The sequence below is a fragment of the Jhaorihella thermophila genome (assembly GCF_900108275.1).
Taxonomy (GTDB): Bacteria; Pseudomonadota; Alphaproteobacteria; order Rhodobacterales; family Rhodobacteraceae; genus Jhaorihella; species Jhaorihella thermophila.
In genome coordinates this window covers 221,007-239,739 of sequence record NZ_FNVD01000004.1, presented here as the reverse complement: position 1 = coordinate 239,739, position 18,733 = coordinate 221,007, and the positions used below count along the sequence as shown (strand labels likewise).

Annotated in this window: 10 protein-coding genes and 4 pseudogenes; 12 read left to right on the top strand and 2 right to left on the bottom strand. The window is 65.7% G+C overall.

The genetic code is table 11. The features are described 5' to 3' along the window. The first annotated feature begins 314 nt into the window (after nt 1–314). The 7 genes and pseudogenes from C4S70_RS07255 to C4S70_RS18805 all read left to right on the top strand — a co-directional run bounded on the left by C4S70_RS07255 (nt 315) and on the right by C4S70_RS18805 (nt 10,275). Complete coding sequence (locus tag C4S70_RS07255) at nt 315–2,528, top strand: NADP-dependent isocitrate dehydrogenase (RefSeq protein ID WP_104007437.1); 2,214 nt, start codon at nt 315–317, stop codon at nt 2,526–2,528. Nucleotides 2,529–2,741: 213 nt separating this feature from the next. Next, on the top strand, nt 2,742–5,051 hold the full coding sequence (locus C4S70_RS07250; protein ID WP_104007436.1) for a Tex family protein: 2,310 nt from the start codon (nt 2,742–2,744) through the stop codon (nt 5,049–5,051). A 466-nt stretch (nt 5,052–5,517) separates the two neighbouring features. After that, complete coding sequence (locus C4S70_RS07245) at nt 5,518–7,155, top strand: GMC family oxidoreductase (RefSeq protein WP_104007435.1); 1,638 nt, start codon at nt 5,518–5,520, stop codon at nt 7,153–7,155. 74 nt (nt 7,156–7,229) lie between these two features. Then, nucleotides 7,230–7,841, top strand: coding sequence for a TetR/AcrR family transcriptional regulator (locus C4S70_RS07240; protein WP_160114854.1), 612 nt, complete (start codon nt 7,230–7,232; stop codon nt 7,839–7,841). A 707-nt stretch (nt 7,842–8,548) separates the two neighbouring features. After that, a pseudogene (locus C4S70_RS19460) lies at nt 8,549–9,418 on the top strand (PAS domain S-box protein); the annotation flags it as partial. Between the two features lie 260 nt (nt 9,419–9,678). Next, a pseudogene (locus C4S70_RS19455) lies at nt 9,679–9,840 on the top strand (ATP-binding protein); the annotation flags it as partial. Between the two features lie 198 nt (nt 9,841–10,038). After that, nucleotides 10,039–10,275 carry a hypothetical protein gene (locus tag C4S70_RS18805; protein WP_200822739.1) on the top strand — a complete coding sequence of 79 codons (237 nt, stop codon included), beginning with the start codon at nt 10,039–10,041 and terminating at the stop codon, nt 10,273–10,275. A 53-nt stretch (nt 10,276–10,328) separates the two neighbouring features. On the opposite strand, the gene C4S70_RS07225 is transcribed toward C4S70_RS18805, so the two are convergent. Together C4S70_RS07225 and C4S70_RS07220 are read right to left on the bottom strand one after the other, a co-directional pair. Further along, nucleotides 10,329–12,764 carry an FAD-dependent oxidoreductase gene (locus C4S70_RS07225; protein ID WP_104007431.1) on the bottom strand — a complete coding sequence of 812 codons (2,436 nt, stop codon included), beginning with the start codon at nt 12,762–12,764 and terminating at the stop codon, nt 10,329–10,331. A gap of 277 nt (nt 12,765–13,041) precedes the next feature. Further along, complete coding sequence (locus C4S70_RS07220; RefSeq protein WP_104007430.1) at nt 13,042–13,722, bottom strand: GntR family transcriptional regulator; 681 nt, start codon at nt 13,720–13,722, stop codon at nt 13,042–13,044. 164 nt (nt 13,723–13,886) lie between these two features. Between C4S70_RS07220 and C4S70_RS07215 the strand changes: the two are divergent. From C4S70_RS07215 to C4S70_RS07195, 5 genes and pseudogenes are all read left to right on the top strand, one after another. Then, nucleotides 13,887–14,669: pseudogene (locus tag C4S70_RS07215) on the top strand (SDR family NAD(P)-dependent oxidoreductase). 48 nt (nt 14,670–14,717) lie between these two features. Next, a pseudogene (locus C4S70_RS07210) lies at nt 14,718–15,688 on the top strand (TRAP transporter substrate-binding protein). 68 nt (nt 15,689–15,756) lie between these two features. Continuing rightward, a complete protein-coding gene (locus C4S70_RS07205) occupies nt 15,757–16,293 on the top strand; it encodes a TRAP transporter small permease (protein ID WP_104007429.1) in 537 nt (178 codons plus the stop codon). Between the two features lie 10 nt (nt 16,294–16,303). Continuing rightward, the gene (locus C4S70_RS07200) at nt 16,304–17,587 is read left to right on the top strand and encodes a TRAP transporter large permease (protein WP_104007428.1); all 1,284 of its coding nucleotides are present in this window, start codon (nt 16,304–16,306) and stop codon (nt 17,585–17,587) included. Between the two features lie 114 nt (nt 17,588–17,701). Next, nucleotides 17,702–18,721: a LacI family DNA-binding transcriptional regulator gene (locus tag C4S70_RS07195; RefSeq protein WP_104007466.1), complete on the top strand. Its 1,020-nt coding sequence runs from the start codon at nt 17,702–17,704 to the stop codon at nt 18,719–18,721. Nucleotides 18,722–18,733 lie beyond the last annotated feature (12 nt).

Sequence of the window (18,733 nt, the reverse complement as noted above, 5' to 3'; positions counted from 1 at the left end):
GCCCCCTCTCCCCATTCACTGCGGGCCGTTCACGCAGGCGCCCGGCGGGCATGAGGGTCGGTTCTTGACCCAAGCGGATAGCAGACGCGCGGCGGCGGCGTAAATCCCCGCCGACGCAATGTCCCGCGAATTTCCCGGCCCGCCGTGGCATCATGTCCGCAAGCGCGACATTGATCTTTGCCGCGATCTGGCCTATTGGCCGGGGCGAAAACCGACTGCGGGCACCAAGGCGCGCGGCCGGTCGCGTGGCCCCGCGCCGCGCGGTTCAACCGATGGAAACTGCCTCCGGAAATGCCGAAAGAAGGGTGAGACACATGGCGGACAAACAGACTTCAGACATATTGTATACCGTGGTAGACGAAGCGCCCCAGTTGGCCAGCGGGTCGCTTCTGCCGATCATCCAGAAATTCGCCGGCATGGCAGGCGTGACCGTGGGCACCAAGGACATTTCCCTTGCCGGCCGAATCATCGCGGCCTTTCCCGACTATCTGACCGAGGAGCAACGCCAGCCCGACGATCTTGCCGAACTGGGCAGGCTGGTGAAGACGCCCGAGGCCAACATCATCAAGCTGCCGAACATTTCGGCCTCGGTGCCGCAGCTGGTCGCCGCGATCAAGGAGCTGCAGTCCCAGGGCTATGCGCTGCCCGACTATCCCGAAGAGCCCGAGACGGATGAGGAAAGGGACATCCGCGCCCGCTATGACGCGATCAAGGGTTCGGCAGTTAACCCGGTTCTGCGCGAGGGCAACTCGGACCGCCGCGCCGCGCGGGCGGTGAAGGAATACGCGCAGAAGCATCCCCATTCGATGGGCGACTGGTCGGCTGACAGCAAGACCCATGTCGCGGCCATGGCCGACAACGACTTTTTCGCCAACGAGAAATCGACCACCGTGACCGCCGCCCAGGCGGGCCCGGCGCGGATCGTGCTGACCGCCACCGACGGCGCGGAAACCGTGCTGAAGGAGGGCGTGGACCTGCCCGAGGGCACCGTGGTTGACGGCACCTTCATGTCGGCGCGCACGCTGCGGGCCTATATCGCCAAGCAGATCCGGGACGCCGCCGACAAGGGCGTGCTGTTCTCGGTGCATCTGAAGGCGACGATGATGAAGGTTTCGGACCCGATCATCTTTGGCCATTTCGTCAGCGTCTATCTGCAGGACTTCATCGCCAAGCATGGCGAGAAGCTCAGGGAACTGGGCTGGAACCCGAATTCGGGGATCGGCGATCTGGAGCAGCGGATTGCCGGCGATGCCGCGCTGGAGGCCGACCTGAAGGCGGCGATGTCCGCGCAGCCGCCGATGTACATGGTGGATTCCGATCGCGGCATCACCAACCTGCATGTGCCGTCGGACGTGATCATCGACGCCTCGATGCCCGCGCTGATCCGTGCCGGCGGCAAGGGCTGGGGGCCGGACGGCAAGCCGGCGGACACCAAGTGCTGCATCCCCGACCGCTGCTATGCGCCGGTCTATGACGAGACGATCAACTACTTCAAGGAGACCGGCAAGCTGGACCCGGCCACCGCCGGCACGGTGCAGAACATCGGCCTGATGGCGCAGAAGGCCGAGGAATACGGCTCGCACCCCACGACCTTCGAGATCCCGGCCGACGGCACGGTGCGCATGATCGCCGCCAATGGCGACGTGCTGTTCGATCATCGGGTGGAAAAGGGCGACATCTGGCGGTCCTGCACCGCGAAGAAGGCGCCGATCGAGGACTGGGTGCAGCTGGCGATCAGCCGCCAGAAGGCGACCGGCTATGCCGCGGTGTTCTGGCTGAACGAGAACCGGCCGCATGACGCGGAACTCATCAAGTACGTCAAGCGGATCCTCGAGGCCGAGGGCGTGGCCGACAGGTTCGCGATCATGGCCCCGCGTGAGGCGACGCGGTTCTCGCTGGAGACCATCCGCAAGGGCGAGAACACGATCGCGATCACCGGCAACGTGCTGCGCGACTATCTGACCGACCTGTTCCCGATCCTGGAACTGGGCACCTCGGCCAAGATGCTGTCGATCGTCAAGCTGATGGCGGGTGGCGGCATGTTCGAAACCGGAGCCGGCGGCTCGGCGCCCAAGCATGTGCAGCAGCTTCTGGCCGAGAACCACCTGCGCTGGGACAGCCTGGGCGAGTTCTGCGCGCTGGGAGAAAGCTTCAAGTTCCTCGCCGATGCGCGCGGCAGGAAGGCCGCCGCGATCCTGGGTGACGCGGTCGAGGAAGCGACCACGCAGGTGCTGGAGAACGACCGATCGCCGCGCCGCAAGGTCGGCGAGCCGGACAACCGCGACAGCCATTATTGGTTCGCCCGCTACTGGGCCGAGGCGCTTGCCGCGCAGACCGAGGATGCGGATTTGGCCGCGAAATTCGCGCCGATCGCCCAGGCGCTGGCGGAGAACGAGGAAAAAATCCTCGCCGAGCTGGCCGCCGTGCAGGGCCACCCGGTGGATCTGGGTGGATACTATCACCAGGATCCGGCCAAGGTCGCGGCGGTGATGCGACCCAGCGCCACGCTGAACGCGATCATCGGCTGAGACTGGCCGATTGGCGGGGCAGGGCGCGCGCCCTGTCCTGTGTTGCGCTGCCTCGCGCCGGGGCGGCACGATCGGGCTTTCCGGTGGAAAGCCCGAGCCTCCGGCGGGGGTATTTTGGACCAGAAAGAAGCTGGGCCGGGGGTGAATCTTTCGCTTGGCCTTGGGTCGCGGTCGGATTAGGTAGGCGGTCCCCGCAGACAGGAGGCCGCGACCTTGGACACCGCCGCACGCATTTCCCGCACCATCGCAACCGAGATCGGCGCCCGCCCCGAGCAGGTCGGAGCGGCGGTGAAGCTGCTGGACGAGGGCGCGACCGTGCCGTTCGTCGCGCGCTATCGGAAAGAGGCGACCGGCGGGCTGGATGACGGGCAGTTGCGGACCCTGTCGGACCGGGTGGTCTATCTGCGCGAGCTGGAGGCGCGGCGCGAGACGATTCTGAACTCGATCCGCGAACAGGGCAAGCTGACCGACGATCTGGCACGGGCGATTGCCGGGGCCGAGACCAAGGCGGCGCTGGAGGATCTCTACCTGCCCTACAAGCCGAAGCGGCGGACCAGGGCGATGATCGCGCGCGAGAACGGGCTGGAGCCGCTGGTGGAGGCGATCCTGGCGGATCGGCATGCGGAGCCGGAGGCGTTGGCCGAAGGGTTCGTGACCGAGCCGGTCCCGACGGTGAAGGACGCGCTGGCCGGTGCGCGGGACATCCTGGTGGAGCGGCTGGCCGAGGATGCGGATCTGCTGGGCCGGTTGCGGGCGTTCCTGCAGGCACAGGCCGATCTGGTGTCGCGCGTGGTCGCGGGGCAGGAGCAGGCAGGCGCGAAGTATTCCGATTATTTCGATCACCGCGAGAAATGGGCCAAGGTGCCGTCGCACCGGGCGCTGGCGATGATGCGCGCCTCGAACGAGGGGGTGGTGACGCTGGACATCACGCCCGACGAAGACGGTGTGGAACGGGCGCAGGCGATGATCGCGGCGCGGCTGGAGGCGTGTGGCGAGGGACCGGGCGACCGCTGGTTGCGGCAGGTGGCGGGCTGGGCCTGGCGGGTCAAGCTGAGCCTGTCGATGATGATCGAACTGATGGGCGAATTGCGCGCGCGGGCGCAGGACGAGGCGATCGCGGTCTTTGCGCGTAACCTGAAGGATCTGCTGCTGGCCGCGCCGGCGGGCGCGCGGGCGACGCTGGGGTTGGACCCCGGCATCCGCACCGGGATCAAGGCGGCGGTTGTGGATGCCACTGGCAAGGTGGTGGCGACGGATACGCTCTATCCGTTCCAGCCGAAGAACGATCTGCGTGGCGCGCAGGCCAGCGTCTTGCGGCTGATCGCGGCGCACGGGGTGGAGCTGATCGCCATCGGCAACGGCACCGCCAGCCGCGAGACCGAGCGGTTCGTGGCCGAGACGCTGAAGATGCTGCCCGAGGGGGCCGGAAAGCCGGTGAAGGTGGTGGTCAGCGAAGCCGGCGCGTCGGTCTATTCGGCCTCGGAACTGGCGGCGCGGGAATTGCCGGATCTGGACGTTTCCCTGCGCGGGGCGGTGTCGATCGCGCGGCGGCTGCAGGATCCGCTGGCCGAGCTGGTGAAGATCGAGCCGAAGTCGATCGGCGTCGGTCAGTATCAGCATGACGTGGACCAGCACCGACTGGGCCGCGCGCTGGAGGCGGTGGTCGAGGATGCGGTGAACGCGGTGGGGGTCGATCTTAATACCGCGTCGGCGGCGCTTCTGTCCCATGTCTCGGGGCTTGGGCCGGGGCTGGCGGAGGCCATTGTCGCCCACCGCGACGCCAACGGGGCGTTCCGGTCGCGGCGGCAGCTGCTGGAGGTGCCGCGGCTGGGCCCCAAGGCGTTCGAGCAATGCGCCGGGTTCCTGCGCATCCGCGATGGCGAGGAACCGCTGGATGCCTCGTCGGTCCACCCCGAGGCCTATGGCGTGGCGCGGCGGATCGTGGCCGCCTGCGGGCGGGATATCCGGTCGCTGATGGGCGACAGTGCCGCGCTGAAGCGGCTGGACCCGCGGGATTTCGTGGATAGCCGGTTCGGGCTGCCCACGGTGCGGGATATCCTGGCGGAGCTGGAAAAGCCGGGGCGCGATCCGCGGCCGAGCTTCAGGACCGCAGCCTTTGCCGAAGGGATCGAGGAGATCACCGACCTGAAACCGGGCATGGTGCTGGAGGGGACGGTGACCAATGTCGCGGCGTTCGGCGCCTTTGTCGATATCGGTGTGCATCAGGACGGGCTGGTGCATGTCAGCCAGCTGGCCGACCGGTTCGTCAAGGATCCCCACGAGGTGGTCAAGGCCGGTGATGTGGTGCGCGTGACCGTGGTCGAGGTGGACGTGGCGCGCCGTCGGATCGGGCTGTCGATGAAGAAGGACGGCGGCGCCTCGGCGCGGGCGGCGAGGGCCGAGCGCGATGGGGGGGCAGCCCCGCGTGGCGGGCCGCGGTCCAGGCGGGCCAGGCCGGGAGACCAAGGCGGCGGTCAGGGCGCGCTGGGGGCGGCGCTGAGGGATGCAATGCGGCGTCGGTGAAAGGCAGACACCCGCCGGGGGGCTGTGGTTGCTCCCCCGATGGGGCCGTTTTCGGCGGGACGAGCTGCGGTGAACAGCCTTTGACCAAAGGGGGGCAAGGCCCCTTGGGATGACGCGCGTCCGGGCCCATGCCTGGTCTTCGTAAAGCTGCCGGGACGGTCAGGACGCGGGGGTGCCGAAATCTGTTCGGAAATCATCAATTGTTCCGATCGGCGCCGCTCCTGCTTCGGCGCCCCGACCGGAAAAATCCGCCCTGACGCCCCGAAGGAAGAGAGCCGTGGTTCGGATCCGCCGCGCCATCGCGGCAGTGAATGACGCTGGGAAACTGGGAAAAATCTGGACAATCGTCCAAATATTTCGCTTGGTGACTGGTGTGCAATGCAGAATGTGAGACTCGCGATGCTGCGGGGCCGAAGGGCGGGGTCGGGGGCCGGCTGCAAGACGGGAACAGGGGAGGAGCCCAACAATGTCGTATGATTTCGTGATCGTCGGGGGCGGCTCGGCCGGTGCCACGCTGGCGGCTCGGCTGAGCGAGGATCCGGCCGTCAAGGTCTGTCTGCTCGAGGCGGGCGGCGGCGGCAGGGATATCCTGATCCGCGCGCCGATCGGCGTGGTGGCGATGCTGCCGGGGCATGGCAAGATCAACAACTGGGCCTTCGAGACGGTGCCGCAGCCGGGGCTGAATGGGAGAAAGGGCTATCAGCCGCGCGGGCGCGCCTTGGGCGGATCCAGCGCGATCAACGCGATGCTCTATGTCCGCGGTCAGCGGCAGGACTATGACGGCTGGGCCGAGGCCGGCTGCGACGGCTGGTCATGGGACGAAGTGCTGCCCTATTTCAGGAAGGCGGAAAACAACGTCCGGGGCGAAAACGAATTTCACGGCGCCTCCGGGCCGCTGCATGTTTCGGACCAGAAGGCCCCGCGCCCGATTTCCGAGGCGTTTCTGGAGGCCAACGCGCAGATGCAGATCCGCCGCGTGGACGATTTCAACACCGGCGACAACGAAGGGGCCAGCCTGTATCAGTGCACCCAGTTCCATGACCCCGAACGCAACGGCGAACGCTGTTCGGCGGCGGCCGCCTATCTGTTCCCGGTGATGGACAAGCGCCCGAACCTGACGGTGATCACCAAGGCCCGCACCACGCGCATCCTGTTCGAGGGCAAGCGTGTCGTGGGCGTCGAATACCGCGTGGGCAAGCAGACGCAGCGGGCGATGGCCGCGCGCGAGGTGATCCTGTCGGCCGGCGCCTTCCAGTCGCCGCAGATCCTGATGTTGTCGGGCGTGGGGCGCGAACAGGACATCCGCCCCCACGGGATCGAGATGGTGCACGAGTTGCCGGGCGTCGGCCAGAACCTGCAGGATCACATCGACTTCGTCCTGGCCTGGAAAACGAAGGATACCGACAATATCGGGATCGGCCTGCGGGCGACGGCCAAGCTGACCTCGGAGATCTTCAAGTGGCGCAAGCACGGCAATTCGATGGTGGCCTCGACCATTGCCGAGGCCGGGTCCTTCTTCAAGACCGACCCCAACCTCGACCGGCCCGACGTGCAGACCCATTTCGTGATCTCGATCGTGGACGATCACGCGCGCAAGCTGCATCTGGGGCATGGCTATTCCTGCCATGTCTGCGTGCTCAGGCCCCATTCGCGGGGCGAAGTGTTCCTGCAATCGGCCGACCCGATGGCCGCGCCGGGGATCGACCCGAAATTCCTGTCCGACGAGCGCGACCTGAAGACGCTCGTCAAGGGCGCCAAGATGACGCGCCAGATCATGACCGCGCCGCCGATGCGGCCCTATATCCACAAGGAACTGTTCGGCGTGCATGACGACATGACCGACGCGGAATGGGAGGCCCACATCCGCGCCCGCGCCGATACGGTCTATCACCCGGTCGGCACCTGCAAGATGGGGGTGGACGACATGGCGGTGGTGGACCCGGCGCTGAAGGTGCGTGGGCTGGAGGGGCTGCGCGTGGTCGATGCCTCGGTCATGCCCACGCTGGTGTCGGGCAACACCAACGCGCCGACGATCATGATTGCCGAAAAGGCATCCGACCTGATCAGGGCCGAATACGGCGCGCAATCCGCCGCGGCCGAATGAAACCGCGCCCGGCGACGCATCCCGCCGCCGGGCGCGGTTTGCACCCCGTCGCGATCCGAACCAGAAAGGCCGCCATGACCGCGATGTCCGCGAAACTCAAGGACCGCGCCGCCCGCAAACTCGCCAAGCGCGACCAGAAAAAGCGCCAGATCGCGCAAAGCGCGCTCGCCGCGCTCAGGGAACTGGGCTATGCCAACACCTCGCTGCGCGACATCGCCGAGCGCAGCGACCTGTCGCTGGGCATGCTGCATTACTACTTCGAGGATCGCAGCGACCTGATCATCTTTTGCGTGCGGACATACAAGGAGAACTTCGTCCTCAACGTCACCGAGGCGCTGGACCGCGCCGAGGGACGCGATGCGGTGATCGCCGCCTTCAGCGAGGCGCTGGCCGCGTCGATCGTCGATGACGCGATGACGCATCGGCTGTGGTATGACATCAGGACGCAGGCGATGTTCGACGACGCCTTCCGCCCCGTGGTGGCCGAGATCGAGGCCGGGCTGATCGGCACTCTGCGCGCGGCCTGCCGCAAGGCCGGGCATGACGCGCCCAAGCAGGTGGAGATCGGCTATGCCATGCTGGACGGCGTGTTCCGCTACCTGATGCAGAGTCAGATCGGCGGCACGCCGCGCAGCCGCGAAGACCTGCGCGCCACGCTGCGCAGTGTGATCGAGCGGATCCTTTGATCCTTTCCCCGTCGCGGGGCGCCGAGTTGCGCTGATGGGCCGGGGAAATGGCAGCCCCGATGAAACGCGACCCCGCGCCTGTCGTCGGCGTTGGGGCGCAACTCGGCGCCCGGCGATCGGTGTTGCTTCGTCCGACCCGTTTCCTCCCCATTGCGCCGGTCGCATCCCGATTGCGTTGACAATTGCGGAAAAGGCCCGCATCAATGGTGCGACAATGTGTCCAAAGCAGAGCGCCGGTTGATCGACAAGCCAGCCCCGCCGCATTCCCGCGCAAAAACAGGTAAAAAGGCGGAAGCGTGACATTCGAGCCGTTGGACCTCCAGCCCGAAGAGCTACTTGTCTTCCGAGCCGACGACTTCCGAATTCTGAGCACAAGCGGGACCACTCTGAACCTGCTGGGGATCGAAAGCACCGCTTTGTTGGGGCGATCCTTTCTGGACCTGCTGGCCGAGCCGGACGATGGGCCGTTGCGGGAAAGATTGCAGGACATCGCGCAGCGGGGCGAAGGACGATTCAAGTTCCGGCGCCCCTACCGGCAGCCAAGCGGTCAGGACGTTCTGCTGCGCATTCAGGTGGACTGCGTGTCCTCGGCAGAGTCCGGGCCGCAGTTCATTGCGAACCTGTCCAGGGTATCCGAAGGCCGGTTGTCGGCCGGGGCGATCACGGAATTTCTGGCCACGCTCGATGAGTTCGAAGACGAAGTCCTGATGTTCTGGCCCGACAGCCGGCGGTTCTTTTATGCCAACGAGGCCGCCCTGCGGCGGATCGGTGTCGAACGTGGCGAACTGTTCAAGCTGACTCCATCCGACCTGTATGGCGGGCCGTCCCGCGAGGAATTGCAGGCAATTCTGCAACGGATGTTGGACGGAAAGACGCGGCGGGTGATCGGGCGGCGCCGGGTCAAGCTGCCGGACGGCGATGCGATCATCGTCGAACATGACATCAAGTATATCGAGCCCGAGGGCTGCGAGCCGCGCTTTGTCGCCATTCTGCGGAATGTCACGGCAATCGCGAAGGTCGAGGAAGACCACCGCCAGTTGCAGAACTCGCTGGATGTGCTGGATGTGGAAGTCTACATGTTCTGGCCCGGCAGCTACGCCTTTGCCTACATGAACCGAAAGGCCTTGGCGCGGGCGGGATGGCTGGAGACCGGCTGGCACGGCAAGGGCGTGCGGGACCACCTGTCCGCATCGCAATTCGAGCTTTTCACCGAAAAGTGCGAGGCCCTGCTGCGCGGGCCGGCCAAGACCATGGTGTTCGAAACGACCGATGCCAGCGGCACTCCACTGGAGATCAGTCTGCACCTGATCGAGCCGGAGGGCGAAGATCCGAGGTTCCTTTCGGTCTATCGTGACATCGCCGCCCGCAAGCAGGCCGAAGTCGCCAAGGCCAATTTCATGTCGACGATCAGCCACGAATTGCGGACGCCGCTGACGTCGATCAAGGGTGCGCTCCAGCTGATCAGGTTCCATCTTGGCCAGTCCGTTCCGGCTCCGGTCGCGCGCATGATCGAAATCGTGGACAAGAACACGGGCCGGCTGGACGGTCTGATCAACGATCTGCTCGACTGGGGCAAGATCGAAGCCGGCAAACTGAAATACGAGTTTGCCACCTTTGATCTGGTGCGGCTGGCCCGTCAGGCGATTGGGCTCAATTACGATGCCGCGCGCCGGCACGGGGCCGAATTCCGTTTGACCGCTGCCCCGGATCACGTTTTCTGCCGCGGCGACCGAAGCCGGATCCTTCAGGTGATGAACAACCTTTTTTCCAATGCCGCCAAGTTCGCCGAAGGCACCGGGGTTGTCGAAATCTCGGTCGGCAGCACCGGCACGCAGGGATGGTTCCGCATCCGGGATCATGCGTGGGCATCCCTGCCGAGGCGCGGCCATTTGTGTTCGAGCAGTTCGCACAGGCGGATATGTCGGACAATCGGGGCTTTGGCGGAACCGGGCTCGGGCTTGCCATCTCGAAGTCCATCATTCAGGCGCATGACGGCGAGATCGGTTTCGAAGATGTCGAGGGAGGAGGGACGGAGTTTCGCTTTGCTATCCCCCTTTCGGGTGAGGTCGATCCCGCCCTGACCGGCTCGGCGGTCGAGGAAGGGCGGCCACGGGTTCTGCTTTGCGAATCGCACGCCGAAACCGCGAGCGCATTTCTGGCCATTCTCGAATCCGAAGGCATCAGGCCCAGGCTTGCCGTGTCAAAGGCCGAGGCCCAGAGGCTGGCGGCGGCCGAGGATTTTGCAGGCGTTGCGGTCAGCACCCGGCTGGCGGGATTGTCGGCCGGCGAGTTCGACGACCTCATGGCGTCGCTGTCGGGGCCGGGCAGGCTGGTGACTCTCTACTCGGCCCAGGCAGGAGAACTGAAAGAAGTCAGCCGAGACTTTCTGAGGGATCTGAACGAATATCTTGGCCGAAGGTTCGCGGGCGAATAAATGCGGCCTGCGGCGGGGACGGGGGTAGAGGATCTGCGCATGCGTCGAATCGCTCAGTCCCTGACGCGCAGGTTGTCCGGGTCGTAGGGGCAGGGCGGGATGACCCGGGCCGGGACTGTCTCGCCCAGCATGTCGATCGAAACCTGCGTGCCCATCCGCGACAGGTCGGGCGCGACGTAGGCCAGTGCGAGGTTCAGCCCCGTCCGGTGCCCCCAGTCGCCCGAGGTCACGGTGCCCCCGATGCGGCCATCGTGCATCACCGATGATCCCGGTTGCGCCGGGCGGTCGGTGCAGTCGATGGCCAGGGTCACGAGCCGCCGGCGCGGCCCCTGCGCGCGACGATCCAGCAGCGCGGGTCTGCCGACGAAGTCGGGCTTGTCGAGGTCCACGAACCGATCCAGCCCCGTCTCGAACGGGTCGTATTCGGTCAGCAGCTCGGCCTTCCAGTGCAGATAGCCCTTCTCCAGGCGCATCGACGCCACCGCGCGCGCGCCAAAGAGCCGCAGGCCGTGCGTCTCGCCCGCCCGGCGCAGGGCAAGGTAAGCCGCATACAGCTGGCTGTTCGGAACGTGGATTTCATAGGCCAGTTCGCCCGAGTAGCTGACCGACATCACCACCGCCGGCGCGATCCCCACGAAACATTCGCGCACCGACAGCCACGGAAAGGCCGCCGCCGACCAGTCCCCGCGCGAGGCGGCCGCCAGCACCTCGCGCGCCTTGGGGCCGGCCAGCACCAGCGTCGTCATCTCGTTGGTGAGCGACCGGATCCGAACGTCTTCGCCCGGTTGCAGATGGGCGCGCAGCCAGTCCATGTCATGCCCTTCCGACGCCGCGGCCGAACCATACCAGACCCGCGCGGGCCCCCGGTCCGAAGCCGGCAGGTTGGCGATCGTCGCCTCGGACTTCACGCAGCCCTGATGGTTCAGCAGATAGGCCAGCCCGACCCGGCCCGGCGCCCGGCGCAGGCGCCCGCAGATCATCCGGTCGAGGAACGCATGGGCATCCGCGCCCGTGATCTCGAACCGGTTGAAGCCGCTCACTTCGGTCAGGCCGGCGCCGGTGTGGACTGCGCGGACCTCTTCGGCGACGACGTCGTGCACCTCGTTGAAGCGAAAGCCCAGCGTTTCCGTGAAATCCGGGGCGGGCTTGATGTAGTCCACCCGTTCCCAGCCGTTGACGACCGAAAACGTCGCGCCCTCGGCCGCCAGAATCGGGGTCAGCGGCGTGGTCTTGATCTGTCGGCCGGCGGGGCGGTGTTCGTGGGGAAAATGAAAGCGGAATTCGTTCTGATAGTCCTCGATCGCCTTCAGCGCACAGAGTTCCACATTGCCGTGGCCGGTGAACCGGCGCGGGTCCAGAACCCAGGTGTCGAAACACGCCTCGCCATGCACGATCATCTGCGCCAGCAGCCAGCCATGCCCGCCGCCTTCGCCCAGCCCCGCGCGCAGACCGATGATGCAATAGGCGTTGCGCTTTCCGGGGATCGGGCCGACCAGAGGCACCCCGTCGATCGTATAGGTGATCGGGCCGTTCACCACCCGGCGGATGCCGACCTGCGCCAGCGCCGGCATCCGGGCAAAGGCACCTTCCAGCACGTCCGTGATCCGGTCCAGATCGTCGGGGCATAGATCCGAGGAAAACTTGGGGTCGATCCCGTCCATGCCCCAGGTCTTGCAGTCCTGTTCGTAGAACCCCACCAGCAGCCCGCCGCGTTCCTGCCGGCTGTAGAAATCGCTGATCGGGCAGCGGATCAGCGGCATCCGGTGGCCCGCCTCGGCGATGGCGGGGATGTCCTCGGTCACGAAATACTGGTGCTCCATCGACATCACCGGGTGATGCACACCCATCATCGCGCCGACCTCGTTCACGCGATAGCCGCACGCGTTCACCACGATATCGGCGCTGATCGTGCCCCGGGGCGTCTCGACCTCCCATGTGTCATCGGACAGTTGCCGCAGCCCGGTGACTGGGGTGTGTTCGTGCAGCTCGGCCCCGGCCCGGCGCGCCCGCCGCACCAGCGCCTGGCACAGACCCGCCGGGTCGATATCGCCGTCCAGCGGATCCCACAGCCCGCCCAGCAGGCCGTCGGTGGACAGAAGCGGGTGCCGCCGGGCGCATTCGGCGGCGTCGATCACTTCGAATTCGACCCCCATGCCGCGCGCCATCGAGGCGAAGTGGCGATAGCCGTCCATCTGCGCCGGTGTTCCCGCCAGCCGGATGCCGCCATCGGCGTGATGATAGGTGATCGGATAGTCGGGATCTTCGGCCAGTTCCCTGTAGAGCGCAATGGAATGGCTCTTCAGCCCCACCATCGTCTGCGAGGTGCCGAAATTGGTGACCTGCGCCGCCGAATGCCATGTCGTGCCCGAGGTCAGCACGTCGCGCTCCAGCAGCATCACGTCGCTCCAGCCTTCCTGCGTGAGGTGATAGAGCGTGGAACACCCCGCGATGCCGCCGCCGGTGACCACGACCCGTGCGCGCGTTTTCATGAAGCTTCTCCCTGCGGGTTCGGCAGGGATGATCGGCAAGCTTCGCGGTCGCTGGCAAGAGACCCCGTCTTGTTTCGAGAAAATCGAATCTGGAGTTCGCGTTTCGATCTATGGTTTCGGCATCGCCGGTCCGGCGCAGGCCGGGCCGGATGCGATCCGGCGGTTGGGCCGCTCTGGTGGTTCGATACGGTGCCAGCCGATGGCGCAGGGCACCAGGTGCCATCGCAAGGCGTGCCGCGGCGCGGGACGGCCGGAGCAGCAGAGCGGTCTCCTCGATCTATTCGAAAAACTCCGCCCGTGTGCGATGGATTTCGTCGATCACCTCGTCAAGCCGGCCCAGATGGATGCGCGCGGCTTCGGTGGCCGCCTCCGCGTCACGGCGAGTCAGCGCATCAGCGATGCGGCGGTGATCCTCCAGCAGGGTGGCGGCTTCTTCCTCGCGCCCAAGCGACAGCATGCACAGGCGATCCACCTTCTGCTTGCACTCGCTGATCGTCTCGGCCGCCAGCGGACGGTCGGCAAGGTCGCAGATCGCCTTGTGAAAGGAATAGTCGCTGGCGTGAAACGCCTCGGTGTCACCTTGTGAAATGGCGCGGTCCTGACGGTCCAGAATCTCGGCCAGCGCGCGGGTGCCGTCATCCGACCAGACCGCGCAGGCCTGCCGGATCACTTCCAGCTCGACGGCAAGCCGGACAAAACGCGCGTGCTGGATCCGGGGCAGGGAAAACCCGCGCACGACCGTCGCCTTTTGCGGCCGGATCAACAGCATATCCATGTTGCCCAGACGGTTGAATGCATCCCGCACCGGCTGGCGCGAAACGCCAAAGCGCCGGGACACCTCGGCCTCGGACAGCTTTGTGCCCGGCAACAGTTTCAAGCTCACGATCTCGTCGTGGAGCGTGTCGAATACCACGTCCGCGGCGGTGCGGCGGTCGAAAATCCCTGCGACGTCCTGCATCTTGCTCCTTTCCCCCGAGACCCGGAGTTTGCCCGATCCGCCCGCCGGTGAAACCCGTCGGAATTCATCTTGGCATAACTACCATACTAGTGTGCGAATATCCACAAACTGGGGGCGGATGCGATCCGGCCCTGCCTGAAACAGGGACCGAAGGGGAATTTGGCATGATCGACAGGGCCGCGAACGGGGGCGACATCACGGGGACATTGACGGGCAAGGTGGCGATCGTCACCGGCGGGGGGCGCGACATCGGACGGGCCTGCGCCCTGCGGCTGGCCGAGGCCGGCGCGGCGGTGGCGATCAACTACCACAGCTCGGCCGCCGGTGCTGACAGTGCGGTGGCCGAGATCACGGCCGCGGGCGGTCGGGCGCTGGCGAAACAGGGCGACATGACCGACGCGGGCGACGTCGCCGCGCTGGTGGAGGACACGGTCAAGGCGTTCGGGCGGATCGACGTTCTGGTGCATGTCACCGGCGGGCTGGTCGCGCGCAAGACAGTGGCCGAGATGGATTTGGATCACTAGCAACGGGTGATGGACCTGAACGCCACCTCGTTCCTGCTGGCGGTAAAGGCGGTGCTGCCACATATGGGCGCGGGCAGTGCGATCGTCGGGCTGGCCAGCCAGGCGGGCCGCGACGGCGGCGGGCCGGGCGCGGTGGCCTATGCGGCGTCCAAGGGAGCGGAGATGACCATGACCCGCGGTCTGGCCAAGGAACTGGGGCCCGACATCCGCGTGAATTCGGTCTGCCCCGGCATGATCGACACCGATTTCCACAACATCTTCACCAAGCCCGAGGCGCGCAGCCACGTCGCGAGCATCACGCCGCTGAAACGCGAAGGCCGGCCCGAGGAGGTCGCCGATCTCGTCTGTTTTCTCGCCTCGGACCGGTCATCCTTCATGACCGGCACGAATATCGACATCAATGGCGGGCTGCTCTTTTCCTGAGCGCCCGCGCAACCGGAAACCGCTTCAACATCCAAGGGAGGACACATCATGTTGCGGAAGATCACGGGAACCGTGCTGGGCGCGGTCACGGCGCTGACGGTGGCGGCGGGCACCGCGGGGGCCGCCGAATGGCGCGGCTGGAACATCCATGTCGAGGGCTATCCCAACACGGTTGCCATGAACAAGTTCGCCGAACTGGTGGAGGAAAAGACCGGTGGCGAGATCAAGCTGCAGATGTTCCATGGCGGCACGCTGGGCAGCCAGCCTGACGCGATCGAACAGGTCCGGCTGGGCGCGCTCGAAGTGGGCAATTTCAACCTCGGCCCGATCGGCCCGGTCGCGCCCGAGGCGAACGTCGTTTCGCTGCCCTTCATCTTCAAGGGCGTGGATCACATGTTCCGGGTGTTGGACGGCGAGGGCGGCAAGATGATCGCCGACGGGATGGCGGCCAAGGGCCTGCTGCCGCTGTCGTGGTTCGACGCCGGGGCGCGGTCGTTCTACAACACGGCCAAACCGATCAACACGCCCGAGGACGTCAAGGGCATGAAGGTCCGCGTGATGAACAACGACCTGTATTCGGGCATGATCGCCCAGCTGGGCGGCAACCCTTCGCCGAGGTCTATCAGGCGCTCAAGACCGGCGTCGTGGACGGGGCCGAAAACAACTGGCCATCCTATGAATCCACCGGCCACTACGAGGTGGCCGGCTACTATTCGCTGTCGCAGCACCTGATCATCCCCGAATGCCTGTGCATCAACACCGATGTGTTCAACGGCCTGTCCGACGAACACAAGAAGGCCGTGAAGGAAGCCGCGGCCGAGGCGGCGGCGCTGCAGCGCCAGCTTTGGGCCGAGCGCGAGAAGGCCAGCCGCGCCAAGGTCGAGGCCGCCGGCGTGAAGGTCAACGAGATTGCCGACAAGGCGCCGTTCCAGGCCGCGATGAAGCCTGTCTATGACGCGTTCCTGGAGGCGAACCCGAACCTTCGGCCGCTGGTCGAAATCATTCAGGCCACCGAATGAGCCGAGCCGGCAGACAAGGCGCCGAGCCCCCGGACGGGGGCCGGCGCCGCGTGACCGGAGAACATGCCATGACGGACAGGGAATTCGTGGCCGAACGACCCTCCTTTCTCGATCTGCTGGACCGCGTGCTGGACGGGATCGCCGATCTTTGCCGGGTGCTGACCGGCGTGGCGCTGGTGGTGCTGACGGTGATCTTCGGCTGGCTGGTGTTCGGCCGCTATGTTCTGAACGCGACGCCCGCCTGGGTCGAGCAGGTGTCGCTGCTGCTGGTGATGACCATCGCCTTTCTCGGTGCGGCAGTGGGGGTGCATGACAACACGCATCTGGCCGTCATGGCCTTCCGCAATATCGTGCCGGGCCGGGCGCGGGCCTTTCTGGTTGCGCTGACCGACCTTTTCCTGGCGGGGTTCGGCCTGCTGATGCTGATCTTCGGGGCCAAGCTGACGCTGTTCAAATGGGGATCGGAGATTCCCCTGATTCACCTGCCCGAAGGGCTGCGGTCGCTGCCGCTGACCGTGGGCGGCGGGCTGATCGCGCTGTTTTCGCTGGGCCATCTTCTGCGGCTGGCGATGGGGCGCGACCAGCGGACGGATTTCACGGAATAGGAGCCGCAAGATGGGCCTTTTTCTTCTGCTCGGCCTGTTCGCTCTGTGTGTGGTGATCGGGGTGCCGGTCGCCTTTGCGCTGGGGATCTCGGCCGTCGCCGCCTTCTGGTTCGAGGGCCTGCCGCTGGTGATCGGGTTCCAGCGCATCATCTCGGGCATCAACGTGTTTTCGCTGATGGCCATTCCGTTCTTCATCTTCGCCGGAGAGCTGATGTTCCACGGCGGCATCGCGCAACGGCTGGTGCGGTTCGCCTCGGCCGCAGTGGGCGCGGTGCGCGGAGGGCTGGGCATCGTCAACGTGTTCTCTTCGATGTTGTTCGGCGGCATCTCGGGCTCGGCGGTGGCCGATATCTCGGCCCTGGGGTCGATCCTGATCCCGGTGATGAAGGAAAAGGGCTATGATCCCGACTATGCGGTGAACATCACGGTCACCTCGTCGATTGCCGGGATCATCATTCCGCCCAGCCACAACATGATCATCTTTGCGATCGCAGCGGGCGGGGGCATCTCGATTTCCAAGCTGTTTCTGGCCGGTGTGGTGCCGGGCGTGCTGATGTGCCTGTGCCTGGCGGTAGCCGGCTGGCTGATCGCGGTCCGGCGCGGCTATGCGGCCGAGAAGTTCCCCGGATGGGAAGCGCTCGTGCTGAGTTTTGCCGGCGCGCTGCCCGGTCTGTTCACGGCCGTCATTATCGTCGGCGGCGTGTTGTCGGGCGTGTTCACGGTCACCGAATCCGGCGCTTTCGGCACGATCTATGCCTTTGTCGTGACCCTTCTGGTCCATCGCAGCATCAGCCGGGAAAACTTCGTGATCGCGGTGCGCAATTCGGTCCGCACCACGGCGATGGTGATGATCCTGATCGCCTGCGCCGGAGCGTGCGCCTACATGCTGACCTTCTACCGCGTGCCGAACCGGATGGAGGATCTTCTGACCGGGCTGACCGACAACCCGATCCTGATCCTGCTGATGATCAACGCGGTGCTGCTGGTTCCGGGCATGATCATGGACATGGCGGCGCTGATCCTGATCTGCACGCCGATCTTTCTGCCGGTGACCAACAGCCTGGGCATCGACCCGATCCAGTTCGGCATGATCCTGATGGTCAATCTCGGCCTCGGCCTGTGTACGCCGCCGGTGGGATCCTGCCTGTTCGTCGGCTGCGCGGTCGGCAAGCTGCCGATGGAGAAGGCCGTCCGCACGATCTGGCCGTTCTATCTGGCGATCCTCGTGGCGCTGATGCTTACCACCTTCGTCCCGGCCATCTCGCTGGCGCTGCCGGCGCTGCTTGGCGTCTGATGGCCGGGTAATTTGGAAAGGAAAAACTTTACGCGCGAAAAAAACCGTGCAAGTTTCGCAGCCACGGGCAGGTTTGACCCAGCCCGTGGCTTGCTTTTTTCGACGGAGGCGCCGGTGACGAAGATCAGGAACATGGAAGAGTTTGCCGCCGCCGCGGGGGTTTCCCGGCCCACCGTGTCGAAATATTTCAACGACCCCAACAGCGTGCGGCCATCGACGCGGGAACGGATCGAGGCCGCGCTGGAACGCTATGACTGGCGGCCGAACATCTTTGCGATGAACCAGAACCGCAAGCTGACCAAGATCGTCGGCATCGTGGTTCCCTATCTGGCCGATCCCTTCTTTGCCGAGATCGCGCGTTCCATCGAACGGCGCTGCATAGAAGCGGGCTATCTGCCCACGCTCTACAGTTCGCACGGCGACCCGGCGCTGGAGAATGACATCCTCGACACGCTGCGCTCGCTCAGGCCGGCCGGGGTGCTGCTGGCGCCGTTGGGCCGGACCTCGGACAAGGGGGCGATCGAAAAGTTCTGCGCCGACGTGCCGACGGTTCTGTTCGACAGCAACGTGTCGGGGCTGGAAATCGCCTATGTCGGTTCCGACAACCCGCAATTCGCCGACCTGATCGTGGACTATCTGTGCCGCACCGGCGAACCGCCCTGTTTCTTCGAGATGAAGAACCCCGCCAACCCCAATGCCAACAAGCGGCGGCAAAGCTATCTGGCGACGATGGAACGGCTGGGGCACACGCCGCATGTCGTTTCGGTGGGCGGCGAAGGCTGGGACTTTGAAGAGATCGGGCGCAGCGGCGGCGCAAAGGCGCTGGCCGAGAAGCGGTTCGCCACCAACACGGTTCTGTGCAGCAACGACCGGCTGGCGATCGGGTTTCTGACCGCGTGCTACGAGTCGGGGGTGCGGGTGGGGCGCACCCCCGACTGCGCGATTCGCGTCGCGGGCCAGGATGACCACCCTTTTTCCCGCTACACCTGTCCCCCGCTGACCACGGTGGCGCAGGACTATGACGCCATTTCAAGGCATGCGGTGGAAACTCTGTTCCAGTCGGTGGAAGACGGCGAAAAGCCGCGCGAAGTCAAGCTGTTCGAGGGCCGTCTGGTCATGCGGGATTCGGCATGAGGAAAGTTTAAA